The organism is Candidatus Binataceae bacterium, from assembly GCA_035508495.1.
GTDB lineage: Bacteria > Desulfobacterota > Binatia > Binatales > Binataceae > JASHPB01.
Map to the genome: position 1 here is coordinate 1 of DATJMX010000047.1, position 14,956 is coordinate 14,956.

17 protein-coding genes and 1 tRNA gene are annotated in these 14,956 nt (G+C 61.7%); 9 read left to right on the forward strand and 9 right to left on the reverse strand.

The window, feature by feature from the left end:
- Positions 1 to 149: 149 nt before the first annotated feature.
- The 3 genes from VMA09_15270 to dksA form a co-directional block, all read right to left on the reverse strand.
- Positions 150 to 225: transfer RNA gene (locus VMA09_15270), tRNA-Ala, on the reverse strand.
- 24 nt (positions 226 to 249) lie between these two features.
- Complete coding sequence (locus VMA09_15275; protein HUA34968.1) at positions 250 to 1,116, reverse strand: UTP--glucose-1-phosphate uridylyltransferase; 867 nt, start codon at positions 1,114 to 1,116, stop codon at positions 250 to 252.
- 20 nt (positions 1,117 to 1,136) lie between these two features.
- Entirely contained in the window at positions 1,137 to 1,493 is a 357-nt protein-coding gene (gene dksA / locus VMA09_15280) for an RNA polymerase-binding protein DksA (protein ID HUA34969.1), read from the reverse strand.
- Positions 1,494 to 1,565: 72 nt separating this feature from the next.
- On the opposite strand from dksA, the gene larC reads away from it, so the two are divergent.
- Both larC and VMA09_15290 read left to right on the forward strand, forming a co-directional pair.
- Positions 1,566 to 2,741 carry a nickel pincer cofactor biosynthesis protein LarC gene (larC, locus tag VMA09_15285; protein HUA34970.1) on the forward strand — a complete coding sequence of 392 codons (1,176 nt, stop codon included), beginning with the start codon at positions 1,566 to 1,568 and terminating at the stop codon, positions 2,739 to 2,741.
- A gap of 1 nt (position 2,742) precedes the next feature.
- The gene (locus VMA09_15290) at positions 2,743 to 3,393 is read left to right on the forward strand and encodes a radical SAM protein (protein ID HUA34971.1); all 651 of its coding nucleotides are present in this window, start codon (positions 2,743 to 2,745) and stop codon (positions 3,391 to 3,393) included.
- Between the two features lies 1 nt (position 3,394).
- Here the strand turns inward: VMA09_15290 and VMA09_15295 are convergent, their stop codons facing one another.
- Positions 3,395 to 3,856, reverse strand: a complete 462-nt coding sequence (locus VMA09_15295; protein ID HUA34972.1) for a hypothetical protein — start codon at positions 3,854 to 3,856, stop codon at positions 3,395 to 3,397.
- A 120-nt stretch (positions 3,857 to 3,976) separates the two neighbouring features.
- On the opposite strand from VMA09_15295, the gene VMA09_15300 reads away from it, so the two are divergent.
- Positions 3,977 to 4,303 carry a hypothetical protein gene (locus VMA09_15300; GenBank protein ID HUA34973.1) on the forward strand — a complete coding sequence of 109 codons (327 nt, stop codon included), beginning with the start codon at positions 3,977 to 3,979 and terminating at the stop codon, positions 4,301 to 4,303.
- A 3-nt stretch (positions 4,304 to 4,306) separates the two neighbouring features.
- Here the strand turns inward: VMA09_15300 and VMA09_15305 are convergent, their stop codons facing one another.
- The gene (locus VMA09_15305; GenBank protein ID HUA34974.1) at positions 4,307 to 4,822 is read right to left on the reverse strand and encodes a hypothetical protein; all 516 of its coding nucleotides are present in this window, start codon (positions 4,820 to 4,822) and stop codon (positions 4,307 to 4,309) included.
- A gap of 575 nt (positions 4,823 to 5,397) precedes the next feature.
- Between VMA09_15305 and rpsU the strand changes: the two genes are divergently transcribed.
- Positions 5,398 to 5,595 (forward strand): 30S ribosomal protein S21, encoded by a 198-nt coding sequence (gene rpsU, locus VMA09_15310; GenBank protein ID HUA34975.1) that lies wholly within the window; start codon positions 5,398 to 5,400, stop codon positions 5,593 to 5,595.
- 79 nt (positions 5,596 to 5,674) lie between these two features.
- Here the strand turns inward: rpsU and VMA09_15315 are convergent, their stop codons facing one another.
- Positions 5,675 to 6,385: a hypothetical protein gene (locus tag VMA09_15315; GenBank protein HUA34976.1), complete on the reverse strand. Its 711-nt coding sequence runs from the start codon at positions 6,383 to 6,385 to the stop codon at positions 5,675 to 5,677.
- Between the two features lie 595 nt (positions 6,386 to 6,980).
- Here VMA09_15315 and VMA09_15320 point away from each other — a divergent pair.
- Entirely contained in the window at positions 6,981 to 8,018 is a 1,038-nt protein-coding gene (locus VMA09_15320; GenBank protein ID HUA34977.1) for a nitronate monooxygenase family protein, read from the forward strand.
- A 115-nt stretch (positions 8,019 to 8,133) separates the two neighbouring features.
- Positions 8,134 to 10,824, forward strand: a complete 2,691-nt coding sequence (ligD, locus tag VMA09_15325; protein HUA34978.1) for a DNA ligase D — start codon at positions 8,134 to 8,136, stop codon at positions 10,822 to 10,824.
- 2 nt (positions 10,825 to 10,826) lie between these two features.
- Here the strand turns inward: ligD and VMA09_15330 are convergent, their stop codons facing one another.
- A complete protein-coding gene (locus VMA09_15330; GenBank protein ID HUA34979.1) occupies positions 10,827 to 11,501 on the reverse strand; it encodes an RES family NAD+ phosphorylase in 675 nt (224 codons plus the stop codon).
- On the reverse strand, positions 11,492 to 11,929 hold the full coding sequence (locus tag VMA09_15335) for an MbcA/ParS/Xre antitoxin family protein (protein HUA34980.1): 438 nt from the start codon (positions 11,927 to 11,929) through the stop codon (positions 11,492 to 11,494). The genes VMA09_15330 and VMA09_15335 overlap by 10 nt, the downstream gene beginning before the upstream one ends.
- A gap of 258 nt (positions 11,930 to 12,187) precedes the next feature.
- On the opposite strand from VMA09_15335, the gene VMA09_15340 reads away from it, so the two are divergent.
- Entirely contained in the window at positions 12,188 to 12,484 is a 297-nt protein-coding gene (locus tag VMA09_15340; GenBank protein HUA34981.1) for a hypothetical protein, read from the forward strand.
- Between the two features lie 38 nt (positions 12,485 to 12,522).
- On the opposite strand, the gene VMA09_15345 is transcribed toward VMA09_15340, so the two are convergent.
- Positions 12,523 to 13,386 (reverse strand): LLM class F420-dependent oxidoreductase, encoded by an 864-nt coding sequence (locus VMA09_15345; GenBank protein HUA34982.1) that lies wholly within the window; start codon positions 13,384 to 13,386, stop codon positions 12,523 to 12,525.
- 124 nt (positions 13,387 to 13,510) lie between these two features.
- On the opposite strand from VMA09_15345, the gene VMA09_15350 reads away from it, so the two are divergent.
- Positions 13,511 to 14,404 carry a TIGR03620 family F420-dependent LLM class oxidoreductase gene (locus VMA09_15350; protein HUA34983.1) on the forward strand — a complete coding sequence of 298 codons (894 nt, stop codon included), beginning with the start codon at positions 13,511 to 13,513 and terminating at the stop codon, positions 14,402 to 14,404.
- Between the two features lie 89 nt (positions 14,405 to 14,493).
- A complete protein-coding gene (locus VMA09_15355; GenBank protein HUA34984.1) occupies positions 14,494 to 14,931 on the forward strand; it encodes a hypothetical protein in 438 nt (145 codons plus the stop codon).
- The last annotated feature ends 25 nt before the right edge of the window (positions 14,932 to 14,956 follow it).

The following is a 14,956-nucleotide window of genomic DNA, read 5'->3' on the forward strand; positions in this document are numbered from 1 at the left end:
CTACGGAAGGTTCATTCACGCTGACGCGGCGGACGCATTTGAGCTCTCCAAAATCGACTCTGGAAGCGAAGAAACGGTACAGTTTGCCCCTAGATTGCCCCTTCTAGGGGCAAACGATCGGAAAAACCCTTTGAGTTACAACGAAAAAATGGTGGAGCAGAAGGGATTTGAACCCTCGACCCCCACGTTGCGAACGTGGTGCTCTCCCAGCTGAGCTACTGCCCCACTCGAAGTGGCTGGAACCCGCTATTATGACGAAATAACGGACCGCAAGTAAGCGCGCAACCTATCAGCCAGATCCGGGCGCTTCAAGCCGAATCCGACCTGCGCCGCGATAAATCCCGCGCGATCGCCGAGGTCATAGCGGATGCCCTCGAACTCGTAGCCGTAGAGCTTGCGCTTCTGCGAGAGCGCCATCAACGCATCCGTGAGCTGGATCTCGCCGCCCGCGCCCGGCTTGCCGTTGGCGAGCAGATCCCAGATATCGGGCGTCAGCACGTATCGTCCCATGATCGCGAAATCGCTCGGGGCCTTCTCCGGCGCGGGTTTCTCGACCATCCCGCGCAACTCGAAGAGGCGCTCGCCCGCGGCTTTCGCATCGACGATGCCGTATTTCGATATCTCGCTGCGCGCCACCTTGAGCAGCGCCACGACCGGCGAATCTGTCTTCTCGGCCGCATCGAGGAGCTGCCGCAGGCATGGCCGCGGGCAGTCGAAGATATCGTCGGGGAGCATCGCGGCGAACGGTTCATCCCCCACGGCCTTGCGCGCCTGCAGGACGGCATGCCCGAGGCCCAGAGGCTCGGCCTGCTCGGCCGCCGTGATCTTCACCGGATGATTGCTGCGCCGCAGCATCGTCAGGATATCCGTCTTGCCCTTGGATTCGAGATTGCGCTCGAGTTCCTTGTTGACCTCGAACTGCTCGAGCACCAGCGTCTTGCCCGGGCTCGTCACGATGACGACTTCCTCGATTCCCGACGCGACCGCCTCTTCGACGACGACCTGGATTGCCGGCGTATCTATTACCGGCAGGATTTCCTTGGGGATTACCTTGGATGCGGGAAGCATCCGGGTGCCCATCCCGGCCGCCAGGATCACTGCCTTCCTGACTCTCATGAAATAATTCTAGCCGGGTTTCAGGTCTTCTGCTCGCGAGCTTCCTGCGCCGATTTGCAGGAGATGCAGAGCGTTGTGACCGGGCGCGCCTTCAGCCGCTCGATGCCGATCTCGTTGCCGCACTCCTCGCATTTGCCGTAGGAGCCTTCTTCGAGACGCTCGAAAGCCTCGTCGATTTTGCCGAGCAGCTTGCGCTCGCGATCGCGCATGCGCAGCAGGAAGTTGCGATCCGATTCGAGCGCGGCGCGATCGGTCGGATCGGCGAAGCTTTCCTCGACGCCGTTCATCGTGTCGACGGTGCGGCCGGCTTCTTCGAGGATTTCGCGCTTACGTTCTTCGAGAATTTTGCGGAAGAGCTTGAGCTCCCTCTGCCTCATAGGTTTATCGCCGGACGAGAGCCGAGTTTTCGATCATATCGGCGGCCTGCTACCATGTAAAGGTTAGAGCCCATGAAGACTGCTTACCTTGATGCTTTCTCCGGTCTGAGCGGCGACATGCTGGTCGGCGCGATCCTCGATTGCGGCGCCGATCTCGAAGAGCTGCGCGAGGTACTCGCCACGCTGCCGGTCGGAGGCTACCGCATCGCAACGCGCCGCAAGGTCCTCAGCGGAATATCGGCAGTCAAGTTCGATGTCGATGTGAGCGAGGCGCAGCCGGAACGGCATCTTGGCGAGATCCGCAAGATGATTGAGGCGGCAAAGCTGCCCGACTCGACCCGCCGCCGCTCGATCGCGATCTTTGAAGTGCTCGGCGAGGCCGAAGCCAAGATTCACAACACGACGCCTGACCATGTGCACTTCCACGAAGTCGGCGCGGTGGATTCGATCGTCGATATAGTCGCGACCGCGTGGGGACTCGAAAACCTCGGCGTCGGCGAGGTGATGGTGTCGCCACTGCCGATGGGCCGCGGGTTTGCGCGCTCGCAACACGGCATCATTCCGGTGCCGGCTCCGGCGACGGCCGAGTTGCTGGCAGGATTTCCGGTGAAGCTGGGCGACGGTGCGGCCGAGATGGTGACGCCGACGGGAGCCGCGGTTATCCGTGCGCTCGCGCGTCCGGCTGAGATTCCGATCACCTTCGACATCGAGAAAATCGGCTACGGCGCGGGCTCGCGCGAGCTCGAGGATCGTCCCAACGTGTTGCGCATGATGATCGGGCGCGAGCGCGGCTCGCTTGCGAGCGACGAGCTAATCGAGATCGCCGCCAATATCGACGATCTGAGCCCACAGATATACGACCATGTGATGGAGCGGCTGTTTGCCGCGGGCGCGCGCGACGTGACGCTCACGCCGACGATGATGAAGAAGGGCCGCCCGGCGATCATCCTCGGCGTGCTCGGACCGGCGGCGCATCGCGACGAGATGGCGCGCGTTATCTTCGAGGAAACCTCGACGATCGGCCTCAGGTTTCACTCGGTGTCGCGGCTCAAACTGAATCGCGAGATCCGTGAAGTCGAAACGCCGTGGGGGAAGATTCGCGTCAAGATTTCTGGCCATGATCATCATGCGCCGATCACGGTCTCGCCCGAATACGACGACTGCCGCCGCGCGGCCGTCGAGCACAAGGTGGCGCTGCGCACCGTGATCGAGGAAACGCGCGAGGCGGCGCGCCGCCAATTTGGTTGAGATGGCTTCCGGGCTTCAAATCAACGAGATCTTCTACAGCGTCCAGGGCGAATCGACCTACGCCGGACGGGCGTGCGTGTTCGTGCGCCTCACGGGATGCAACCTGCGCTGCAAGTGGTGCGACACCGAGTACGCGTTCTACGAAGGCCGCCGCATGGCGCTGGAGGAAATCCTCGATGCGGTGCGAGCGTATCAATGCGATCTCGTCGAGATAACCGGCGGTGAGCCGCTGCTCCAGGAAGGCGTCTATCCGCTGATGGACGCGATGCTCGCGCGCGGCATGACCGTGATGCTCGAGACGTCGGGCGCGAGCGACGTGAGCCGCGTCGATCCGCGCGTGATCAAGATCATGGATTTGAAGTGCCCGCTGAGCGGCGAGTCATCGCGCAACCTGTGGAGCAACCTGAAGCATCTGACGCTGAGCGACGAAGTCAAATTCGTGATCGCGGGACGCGAGGACTACGAATGGACACGCGGGGTGATCGCCGAGCACATGCTGGCAGCGCGTGTCGGCGCGATCCTGCTGAGCCCCGCATTCGGCCTCATCGAGCCGCGGATGCTGACCGAGTGGATGCTCGAAGACCGCCTGCCCGCGCGCATCCAACTCCAGATGCACAAGCACATATGGCCCCCCGACACTCGCGGCGTCTGACCTAGAACGGCGACGAATTCTGCTGACGCCAGATCTCGCTTATTTGATTGTCGGCGTTGGTATTGTTGAGCACGACGATCGCGCCCGACTCAGCTGTCGCGAGACTCTGCGTGTAGGTCCCCGAGCACGCCAGCGACGACCCGGTGAACACAAACGATGCGGTGCCGCTGCCGTCCGCGTTGACCCTATAAATACCCTTCGAGCTGACGTTGGTGCAGATCGTGCCGTTGAACACGAAAGATTCGTGACCCGAGATATTGCCTTTACCGTCAGCGGTGATAACGGCCGTACCGTTGATCGGCAGCAGCGAGGTTCCATCGATTACCGAACCCTGAAACGTGCTCGCGTATGAGCCCTTGATGCTGCGGTTGGAGAATCCGCCCGCATGTGCACTCGCGCGGCAGAGCATCGCAATCGCCGCCGCCGCGACGACCATACAGAGTGTTATTTTCGTATACCTCATGGGCGCGAAAGCTAGCGCGAAATTCGGCCAATCTCAATCCACGATTTGTTGCACGGAGACGTGTCGCCCGTCGCGGCTCGTTCTTGACCCGCGAACCGTTTCCGATAGGCTGATTCGTCGATGGCTGCGCCAATGCTCAGTGAAGTATTGCCCGACCTGCTCGAGGAAATCGTTTACCTTGCCAAGCAGCAAGGCGCCGATCCGCTCGAAGGAAAGCTTCGCGCGCTGCGCATCGAATCGATATGTGACTGCGGCGAGGATAATTGCGCGAGCTTCGCGACCGCACCCGAGGTCAAGGTTGCGGGCTATGTCGAGCTGCAATCGATGGAAGGCCAGCTCATCATCGATCTCAACGCGGCGGAGGAAATTTGCTTCGTCGAGGTCCTCGGCCGTCCTGACGTCAAGTATCTGCTCGAAGAGTATTACGATCAGGCCAAGGGTTCCTGAGGCTTAGGGCTCGGACTCGGGCGACTTGGTCATCGCCGGCGACGGCTTCGCGGCGGGCGTTGCCTCGAGATTCTTGAACACGTTCTGGTTGAGCTTCACGATCTGCCCGACGGCGTCGAGGATTTTGTTCGACATATCACCGCTCTTGTCCTGGCCGACGCGAAACACCGTCGTGTCGGCGAAGATCTCACCCGGCAGGCGATCCGAGTAAATCGTGAAGGCGACGGAGACCGCGGACATGTGACCCGCGAGATCCTCCTGGATGCCCTTGAACATATCGACGCTCGCGAAGTGCACGCCGACCCCATCGCCAGTCGAGGTGTTTACGACTAGCCGATAGTCGTCGGAATGATCAACGTCGTCCTTGAAAGCGGCGCAGAACTTCTGCCCGACGGCATCCTCGCAATGGCAATCGACGTAGACATTGATCCGCGCGGGTCCCGCCGCGCGCGCATCCGCCGCGAGAAGCGCGATCAATCCAAGACCGAAAACGCCAGCAACAATCGATGATTTGCTCATAGACAAGACGCTCGCACGCTATCCAAGCCAATCCCGCTCGGCAAGAGGGGTTCTTGTTTGGACGCAAAGCCGCCCGCCTGCTAGTGGAAAAGTATGCGACTCAAATCTTGGTGCCCAAGCCGTCCAAAAATGGTCGCATGATTTGCGTGCCATACTCGAATTCGCGTTGAACGAAATGAACAAACCATCCGAAGCATGAACACTCACTACGCCGCGTTCGCAACCAAAATAGCTCTAAAGGCGCAGGTCGCAGCTGCGGAGCACATGCACGACTGCGCGCGATGTAGCCATCTATTCGAGGTCGCTTTTCAAGAGACGGCATCATCCGGCAACGTAGTGTTGGACTTCTCGGAGAGGACCGGCGTATCAAATCCATTCGATCCGTTCTTTGTGACAAGTCAGATTATTCGGGAATTGCGATTGTGCCCGGGGTGGCCGAAATCAGTCTAGACGATCCGGCATTTTCAAAGAGGCCGCTCAAGTCGAACTTGGAGGTTTACCCCCCTTTGGCAGGTTGACTCTCGCCCTCGCCGGACCTAATGTCGGTAGGCTAACCAGCGGACGGACGGAGGACTATGGAAATTCGCGTTGAAGGCTCCCTTGATCAGGCGATGCGGGTTCTCAAGCGCAAGCTTGCGAAGGAGGGAGTGTTCAAAGAAATGAAGAAGCGGGCTTTTTACGAGAAGCCCAGCGTGCGCCGCAAGCGCAAGCGCTCCGAGGCTCAACGCCGCCGTCGCAAAGAGCAGCGTCGCCGCCGCGCCTCCTCGATGTAGTCCGTCCGCTCGATCCCATAAAAACGCAACGGGCGCTGGATTCCTCCGGCGCCCGCTGTTTTTTCGTCGATTCGGTCGGCTAGGCCTGCGGTTCCAGATTCGCCGGCAACGGCCGCCAGCTGAAGATCACCTGCCCGCCCGCCACGTAGCAATCGAGATCGTAATGCTGCTCTGACGCCGCCGCCCGCGCGTAACGGAAATTCTCGACCGCGCGATGCAACGCATCCGAAGTCAGGTTCGTGCCCTGGAGCTTGCCTTCGAGGTATTGCGCACGCGCCTCGGTGCCAAGGTCAACCGCGAGGCATCGCGCGCCGCAATGCTGATCCATTGGTCCCGTACCCACGCAACTGCATCGGAGGCACAGCACCACCGGACCTCGCACATCGACGGGCTCGGCGAAGAATTCGCGCTCGAGGCGATCCATGCCAATCGCGCACTCGGCCCACGCCTCGCGAGCGCGCTCGGCTGAGAAACGCCGGATCGCACGCGCCAGCTCGCGCATCAGGACTTCGCCCGAGCGCGGCTCGAGCGCGACGATCGAGTCGTCCTCGATCCGCATCGAGGCGCCAAGCTGCTCGGCCAGGAAATGTTTAAGATTGATTGGCAGCCGGCTCCCCAACTGTAGCCGGTGCGTTTCGATTTCGGCATCGACCATTGGCCGCGCGCGCCGCCCAAGATTCCGTCCTCCCCCGAAGACGGCGAGCGACTGAAGCCGCTCGAGTGGCGACGGTGCGCCATGGGCAAAGCGCGATACGTGAGCGCGGCGATGAACCATCGGTCCGTGTCGCACGTGGTTATCCTCCCCAGTCCTCAAAATCGTGGCCGCCGAGCGTGCCGGTCCCCAAGCACGCGGCGGAGAGCCTGGAATTCGTTGAGAGCCGTGAAAAAGTATTGGTGATTGATTCTGAGAGTGACGAAACGGAGGGAGGTAAAGAAGAATGATAGTGCGCCGCGGCTCGGTTAGGCATCGGCGGCGCTGTACAGCGATTTAGCTGCCACGCGAGGCTCGGTGCCTCTGGGCTAGCGTATCGAAAAGCGCCCATAACAACTTGCGCCATGCGCATTGGCTCTTTTCATCAGCCCATCAGCCCGCTGTCAGCGTTCGCCCTGCCTGCCCCGTCGTCCCCACATCTTCAAGCAGCGGCTCGATGGAGAATCGCGCGCTATTCGTTACCGGCCAACGTCGTCCCTTACCCGGCATAACCGCGCGCCGTTAACTGCACCTGATATTCGCGACGACTCCATCTTCTTAGCGCGCGGTGCGAGGGCGGGCAACTATTGAACGATCGATCAATTAATTTTGGTCAGCTTGACAACAGATAGGCCAAGTGCATTTTGTCGCTCAGGATTTCGACACCGTGTCGGCACCAAAATGAGGAAGACTTATGGGTTACAATCCGATCTTTTCGACGCCAATTTGTGCGCGCCTGGGCATCAAATACCCGGTTTTTCAGGCCGGGATGGGATTTGTCGCGCATGCTGAACTCGCCGCGGCGGTCTCGAACGCGGGCGGCCTCGGATGCATCGGGTCGGCCTCGATGAGCGCGCGTGAATTAAAAGAGCAAATCAGAAGGTGCCGCGACCTCACCGCACGCCCCTTCGGGGTCGATATTCTTTTTGCCGAGGTCAAAGCCGACAAGACCGACAGCACCGTCGTCAAGTACGCCTCGAATGTCCAACAGTTGATCGATGTAACCTTCGAGGAGAGCGTGCCCGTGATCGTCTCGGGCCTGGGCAATCCCGCCGGCATCATCGAGCGCGCACACAAGGCGGGCGTGGTCGTGATGTCGCTGTGCGGCAACGTCAAGCAGGCGCGGCGGCTCGAGGCCTCGGGCATCGATGTGATTCTCGCGCAGGGACATGAAGCGGGCGGGCACACCGGACGCATCGGCACGATGACGCTGGTGCCGCAAATCGTCGACGCGGTCCGCGTCCCCGTGCTCGCCGCAGGCGGCATCGCCGACGGCCGCGGGCTGCTCGCGGCGCTCGCGCTGGGTGCGCAAGGCGTATGGATGGGCACACGCTTCATCGCCACGGTCGAGGCGTTCGCGCATCCCAACTACAAGAACAAGATCGTCGAGATCGACGAGGAAGGCACAACGATCACAAAATGTCACAGCGGCAAGCCATGCCGCCTCGTGCGCAACAAGTTCACCGACTCATGGGTGGGCCGCGAGGCCGAGATTCAGCCCTTCCCGCTGCAATCGATGAAGATCGGATTCCCGCTCGCCGAGAAAGCGCGCTACGAAGGCAAGATCGACGACGGCGGCCTCGCCTGCGGCCAAAGCGCAGGCCTGATTAATTCAGTGAAGTCCGCAGGCCAGATCGTGCGCGAGGTGATGGAAGAAGCGAACGCCGCGCTCGGCGAACGCTTCCTCGGAAACGCTCGCGCATCGGACCGCCTGGCAGCAGCCGGCGCGTAAATCTCTGAAACCCCTCTCCCGTATAACGGGCGAGGGATTTCAGGTGATTCTCGGTTGATTTTTGAACTCACCTTCGCGATGCGGTTATGCAAAGATCGTCGGGAAAGGTGACCTCGTGGCTGCGGAACCTAAGCTCTCCAGCTATCGCGCCAAGCGCGATTTCACCAAGACCGCTGAGCCGAGTGGCGAGACTCGCGTCGCGCCATCCGAAGTGCGGCGGTTTGTCATCCAGAAGCACAGAGCGACGCGGCTCCACTACGATTTTCGTCTCGAGCTCGACGGCGTTTTCAAATCGTGGGCCGTCACGCGCGGCCCATCACTCGACCCGCACGACAAGCGCCTGGCGGTCGAGGTCGAAGATCATCCGCTCGACTACGGCGACTTCGAAGGCACGATCCCGAAGGGTCAGTACGGCGGCGGCACGGTGCAGCTATGGGATCGCGGCTACTGGATGCCCGAGGATGACGACCCCGAGGCTGCCATCAAAAGTGGCGAGCTCAAGTTCGTGCTCGAAGGCGAGCGTCTACATGGCGGCTTCGTGCTGGTGCGAATCAAGGGCCGCCGGCACGGCGACAAGAAGAATAACTGGCTGTTGATCAAGCATCGCGATCAGTTCTCAAAAGACGGCTTTGGCGACGCGATCCTTGCCGAGGATCGCTCGGTCGCTTCCGGCCGCGCGATGGCGCAAATCGCCGAAGGCAAGGGCCGCGGGCCTGAGCCATTCATGCTCACACGCAAGAAGGCCGCGGCCCCGGATGCCGTATGGCATTCCAATCGTGGCAGCGCCGCCGAGCTTCGCGATGCCGGGGTCATGAGCGCCGCGCAGGCGCCGAAGCCAGCGCCTATTCGCAAACCGGCAAAGCATCGGGCGACGATGCCGGCGTTTATCGAGCCCCAACTTTGCCGCGACGTGGATCGTCCGCCGGGCAGCGGATGGGTGCACGAGATCAAGTTCGATGGCTATCGCATCCAGGTTCGCGTGGATGACGGCCGGGTGGAGATGCGCACGCGCAAGGGGCTTGACTGGACCGGCAAGTTCGGCGCGATCGCGCGCGCGGCGGCGAAACTTCCCGACGCGATTATCGATGGCGAAGTAGTTGCGCTTGACGATAAAGGCGCGCCCAGCTTCGGCGCGCTCCAGGTGGCGCTCTCGGAGGGCAAAACTGACAAGCTGATTTGTTTCGCCTTCGACCTGCTGTTTATCGACGGCGCGAGCCTGCTTGAAAGGCCGCTGCGCGAGCGCAAATCGCGCCTGAAAGAGTTGCTCGAGAGCCATGCTGTCGATTCGCGTATCCGCTACGTCGAACATTTCGACGTGCCGGGCGAATCGGTGCTCGAATCGGCGCGGCGGATGTCGCTCGAAGGCATCGTTTCGAAGCATCTCGAGGGAACTTATCGTCCCGGGCGCCGCGAATGGGCCAAGACCAAGTGCCGCAATGGGCAGGAAGTCGTGATCGGCGGATGGACCAGCGAGGGCAAGCGTTTTCGCTCGCTGTTAGCGGGCGTCTATCGCGATAAACAGCTTGTTTACGCGGGCCGTGTCGGGACCGGATTCGGCGCCGACGTCGTCGATCGGATCCTGCCGCGGCTGGAGGCGCTCGAATCCGACGAAAATCCGTTCGCGGGCGACACCGCGCCGCGCAAAGAGGTCGGCGTGCATTGGATCAAGCCCGAGCTCGTCGCCGAGATCGAATTCGGCGGATGGACGACGGACAATCTCGTGCGACAGTCTTCATTCAAGGGGCTGCGCGACGACAAGCCCGCGAGCGAGGTTGTGGTGGAGCGCCCGGAGCCCGTGGCCAAATTCGAGAAGGAGGAGGCCCTGCAGGAGGAAACCGTGCCGCTGAAGGTCCGCCGCAATGTCGTCGTTGCGCCCGCGCTCAAGACCGGAGGCAATGCGATGGTTATGGGAACCGTCATTTCACATCCGGACAAGGCGATGTGGCCCGACGCCGGCGATGGCAAGCCCGTCACCAAGCTCGACCTCGCGCAATACTACGAGGCCGTCGGCCCATTTATCATCGACTATATCCGCGGGCGGCCGAGCTCGATCGTGCGCGCCCCCGACGGAATCGGCCACGAGCTTTTTTTCCAGCGCCACGGGCTCAAGGGGATGTCGAAGCTCTTGAAGCTCGTGAAAGTGCCCGGCGATCACGAACCGTACCTGCAAATCGACAGCCACGAAGCTTTGATCGCTGTCGCGCAGATCGCGGGCCTCGAGATCCATCCGTGGAACTGCATGCCCGATGAGCCCGAGGTGCCAGGGCGTCTCGTTTTCGATTTCGATCCCGCGCCCGACGTCGATTTCGACGTCGTGATCGAAGGCGCGCGCGAGTTGCGCGATCGCCTGACGCATCTCGGACTCGTGAGCTTCTGTAAAACCACCGGCGGCAAGGGCCTGCACGTCGTTACGCCTCTCGCGCAGCCGAAGGGCGCGCGCCTCCAATGGCCAATCGTCAAACAGTTTGCGCATGAAGTCGCGCAGCAGATGGCGGCTGACAATCCTGAGCGCTATCTCACGACGATGGCCAAGAAGGCGCGCAGCGGAAAGATCTTCCTCGACTACCTGCGCAACGATCGCCTCTCAACCGCGGTCGCGGTGCTCTCGCCGCGCGCGCGCGAAGGCGCTCGTGTCTCGATGCCGCTGGATTGGTCGCAGGTGAAAGCCGGGCTCGATCCCGCCCGCTTCACGGTGCGCACTGCGCCGGCGCTCCTCGCCAGGAGCAAGGCGTGGAAGGAATACGGCGGTGCGGAACGCTCGCTGGTCGATGCGGTCCGGCGGCTCTCCGAATCACACGCGGCGTAAAGTCAAAGTTTTCGAATCGCAGGCTCTCGCGTTCCCGTCCATCGGTACTCGTACAACGCGCCCTGCCGCACATTGCGCACGAGCGGCGGCCGAAAGCATGCGAGGCACATGCCGCTGCGATCGCGGACGCTTGGATAGACGACTCCGTTCGCGCCCGCATCGCGCAGTTGCCGCGCGAGACGTTGTGATGCCGAGTAGTCGGCGGGATCCAGATATCTCACGAAGCGCTTGCCGCGCAGGTCATGAAACTTTGTGTTGAAGTCGGCAAGATACGCCGCCATCTGCATCGTCGTCTCGAACCACCCACCGATCTCTTCGAGCTCGCGCGTGCGCGTATGAACGGCTTCGGCGTGCGCCGTTTTCAGGCTGAATGCCGCGTACCATGCGCCGCGCGATTCGTCATTGAAGCGGCCGCCGCCGGGACGCGGATGGCAATAGGCCGCCATGACAATGGTCGCCATCGCCGCGCCGACGACCCATTCATCGCGCGGGATTGTATGGATGACGCCGAGCTCGTTGTTGATGCGATCGTTGGTCCATCCTTCAAGCTCGAAGATCGCCTCGAGATCAGCGGGCGCGGCGATCTGGTCGAGAATCCCCACTGACGGATAGCGCGCGGGAATGAGGCGCGCTGTGCCCCGCTGTGCGAGGTGAGTCTCGGGCGGAGTCAGTTCCATCCGCCGCGCCGTGCGTCGAGCAGTCGGCGCACGCGATAGAGTCCGTCGATGCCGCCGTCGCTCATGAGATCAATCGGCGCCTTGCCGCCGAAGATTGGATTGCTGTTGCGCAGCTTTACCCACTGATCAGCAAGCTCGGCCTGAGGGTAGAGGATATGCAGCGCCTTGTAGATTCCCACGATGAGCGACACGCGCTGCAGCATGTCATAAGGCAGCGTCCCGACGCTGCCCGCCTTGTACTTGTGATAGGTCGAAGGCGCGGGCCATCCCAGCAACGCCCGCTGCTGCACGACGCTAATCCCCCACGTCGCACTGATACTAAAAAATGCGCGAATCGCCGGCCCGGACAATCGCCGCCGCACCTCGGGATCCTGCCGATCGCGCGGCACGAGTTCAGGCGCAGACTCTAGCGCGCGGTCCGCTCGCATCGGATCTCCATATGTGAAGCATTACTCCATATATGGAGTAATGCAACCGCTGAGACAACAACTCCGAAAATCCCTCCCCACGATCAGGCGGGGAGGTATTTCAGAGCCGGAAAATTCAGGCCGACCTTCCCGGACGAGTAAGATGAAGTTTTTACAACCCAGGATCTAATCCATTCGGCGTCTGCGGCGCGCTTAGTAAGGCAAACTAAGATTATCGCTCCTCATCGCCATGGCACCGAACTGGCTCATGCTATGGGCATGGCGAAGAAGCTCAATAATTTCGCTGCTGCTTTGCTCATCTCGGCAGCCCTCGTGTTTGGGTCAGGATGTGCCCTGATGTTGGGCGGCGCCACCGGCGCTGGCGTTGGCGCGCTGGCGGGCAGCTCGGACAAGACCACAACCGGCGAATCCACCGCGATCGGCGGAGTCGGAGGCGCTGGCGGCGGCGCACTCGTAGGCGCAGCTTTCGGTCATCCGCTGATTGGCGCCGTGGCGGGCGGCCTGGCCGGAGCTGGGACTGGATACGCAGTCAAAAAGAGCAACAACGGCGACTAGTGCTAACTGCGCCCCATATTCGATCGTGATCCGATTGCCTACTGCATCTTCGCGAGGACCTCGTCGCCGAGCTTTTCCAGGCCCTTGGTGATGCCTTCGGCGTCGAATGCCGGCGGCGCCATCACGACGCGCGATACTCCAACGTCCTGCACTGCCTTGAGCTGCTCGAGTTTGCGCGAGCCCATGCATGAGAGCTCGATCACGTCTGGATTGCGTCCCGCTTTCTGCGCCTCGGTGCGCATCAGGCCGATGATCTCCTTCAACTGCGCGGGATCGCCGAGCGCCGGAAAGAAGCCGTCGCCATAGCGGCCCGCGCGACGCGCTGCCGCGGCTGAATGACCGCCGACGTGAATCGGCACTCCACCCTTCTGCACCGGCTTGGGATTGCTCTTCACCGGGCCGAAATTGAAATGCTTGCCGTGATAGTTCGCGACCGGCTCGCGCCACAGTGAGCGCATCGCCTCGATCGCCTCGTCGGTTCGCTTGCCACGCTGATGGAAATCGAGGCCTAGCGACTTGAACTCTTCTTCGAGCCATCCGCTGCCGATGCCGAGCATGAAGCGCCCGTGCGACAGCACGTCGAGCGTCGCCGATTCCTTGGCGAGATAGAGTGGGTTGCGCTGCGGCAGGATTATCACGCCCGTGCCGAGGCGGATGGTCTTGGTCATCGCGGCGACGAAGGCGAGCGGCAGCAGCGGATCGGGAATCGGCGTGTCCTCGCCGCCAGGCATCTTGCCAGTAGGCGAGTACGGATATTTCGATTGGTAGTTCTCAGGCACGACGACGTGCTCTACCGTCCACATCGACTCGAAGCCGCATCGCTCGGCGGTCTGCGCCAGATGCGCGAGCAGTTCGGGATTGGAGAACGGTCCGGAGTTGACGAACATCAGTCCGAATTTCATACGACGCCTCTGAATCGGATGCGGAATTTTGCGGCCAATCTATCGCGACCCGGTTGCGATTGAAAACCGCGGGCGACTCGCGTTTCACTTGTCCCCGGTTTGCAGGCGGGTTAGTTGTGAGGCCATGGAAATCGGAAAAGTCGGCATATGGTTTTTTCTCGATGCGATGAAGGCTCCTGAGTCGATCGAGTTCGCGCAAAAGGTCGAGAAGGCGGGCTACAACACGCTTTGGATCCCCGAGGCCGTGGGACGCGAGCCGTTTGCACACGCCGCCAATATCTTTGCGCATACCGAGCGCCTCAATATCGCGACCGGTATCGCGAATATCTGGGCGCGCGACGCAATCACGATGGCTTCGGCGTCGAACACGATCGCGGAGCAATCGGGCGGCCGCTTCCTGCTCGGTATCGGCGTGAGCCACAAGCCGATCGTGTCGAACCTGCGCGGCCACAGCTACGACAAGCCTTACAGCTACATGAAGGAGTATCTGCCGAAGCTGAAGGGTGCGCTCTACACCGTGCCGCAGGCCTACCAGGCGCCCAAGGCAAAGGATCCCGTTCCCCTGGTGATCGCGGCGCTGCATCCGAAGATGCTGGCGCTCGCCGCCGCCGAGACGCAGGGCACGCATACCTATTTCGTGCCGCCGGAGCATACGGCGAAAGTGCGGGAACAGATCGGGCCCAAGCCGTGGATTTGCGCCGCGCAGGCCGTGATCCTCGAGACCGATGCGGCCAAGGCTCGCGCCGCCGCTCGCACCTACATGAAGACTTACGTGCCGCGTCTGCCGAACTACACCAACAACCTCAAGAACCTCGGCTGGGCCGATTCCGAATTTGAAAACGGATGCAGCGATCGTCTTGTCGATGCGATCGTGGCGTGGGGCAGCGAGGACAAGATTCGCGACCGTATCGATGCACAGCTCAAGGCCGGCGCGACTCACGTCTGTATCCTGCCGATTCGCGCGGACAATCCGATCCTGCCCAATCTCAAGACCGTCGAAGCATTCGCGCCGCGCTGATCAGATCGCTCATTACAACGGCCGGAGGGATTGCGCCCTCCGGCCTTTCGTTTGATAGAACACGCCAATCATTTCAGGAGATGGAGCCGATGCCATCATACGCGCGAAGGCTGGCTGCGCTCAGTGCCGCGTGCGCCTTCACCTTAACGCTCGCGGCGTGCGGGCCGTCGCGTCAGCAGATTCAGGCCGAGCAGGCCGAAGCCGCGGCCAAGCAGGCCGAGCAATCCGCGGAACGCGCCGAAGCTGCGGCGGATGCGGCAATGAAAGCCGCGCAAGCTGCGACCGTGGCGGCCGATAACGCGACCAAGGCCGTTCAGGATGCGACCCGGGAGATCAATCGCGTCTCGGATCATATCGATCAGATAAACGCCGAGCGCGCCGCCGCCGCGACGCACCATAAGAAGCATCATCATAAGACCGTTGCGGCATCCTCCGACGGCGCCGCGACTTCATCTTCTCCGGCAGCAGCAAGTTCAACTGCGGCGCCCGCGCCAGACGCTGGATCTTCGCTTGTCGCGCCGCATTAAGATGCGATTGCGAATAGCGTTGTCC

Coding starts and splice junctions, on each gene's coding strand:
- VMA09_15295 (HUA34972.1), bottom strand. CDS start 3,856: ATGAGGTATACGAAAATAACACTCTGTATGGTCGTCGCGGCGGCGGCG.
- VMA09_15305 (HUA34974.1), bottom strand. CDS start 4,822: ATGAGCAAATCATCGATTGTTGCTGGCGTTTTCGGTCTTGGATTGATC.
- VMA09_15345 (HUA34982.1), bottom strand. CDS start 13,386: ATGAAATTCGGACTGATGTTCGTCAACTCCGGACCGTTCTCCAATCCC.
- VMA09_15335 (HUA34980.1), bottom strand. CDS start 11,929: ATGCGAGCGGACCGCGCGCTAGAGTCTGCGCCTGAACTCGTGCCGCGC.
- VMA09_15290 (HUA34971.1), top strand. CDS start 2,743: ATGGCTTCCGGGCTTCAAATCAACGAGATCTTCTACAGCGTCCAGGGC.
- larC (HUA34970.1), top strand. CDS start 1,566: ATGAAGACTGCTTACCTTGATGCTTTCTCCGGTCTGAGCGGCGACATG.
- VMA09_15275 (HUA34968.1), bottom strand. CDS start 1,116: ATGAGAGTCAGGAAGGCAGTGATCCTGGCGGCCGGGATGGGCACCCGG.
- VMA09_15355 (HUA34984.1), top strand. CDS start 14,494: ATGCCATCATACGCGCGAAGGCTGGCTGCGCTCAGTGCCGCGTGCGCC.
- rpsU (HUA34975.1), top strand. CDS start 5,398: ATGGAAATTCGCGTTGAAGGCTCCCTTGATCAGGCGATGCGGGTTCTC.
- VMA09_15350 (HUA34983.1), top strand. CDS start 13,511: ATGGAAATCGGAAAAGTCGGCATATGGTTTTTTCTCGATGCGATGAAG.
- dksA (HUA34969.1), bottom strand. CDS start 1,493: ATGAGGCAGAGGGAGCTCAAGCTCTTCCGCAAAATTCTCGAAGAACGT.
- VMA09_15300 (HUA34973.1), top strand. CDS start 3,977: ATGGCTGCGCCAATGCTCAGTGAAGTATTGCCCGACCTGCTCGAGGAA.
- VMA09_15330 (HUA34979.1), bottom strand. CDS start 11,501: ATGGAACTGACTCCGCCCGAGACTCACCTCGCACAGCGGGGCACAGCG.
- VMA09_15320 (HUA34977.1), top strand. CDS start 6,981: ATGGGTTACAATCCGATCTTTTCGACGCCAATTTGTGCGCGCCTGGGC.
- VMA09_15340 (HUA34981.1), top strand. CDS start 12,188: ATGGCGAAGAAGCTCAATAATTTCGCTGCTGCTTTGCTCATCTCGGCA.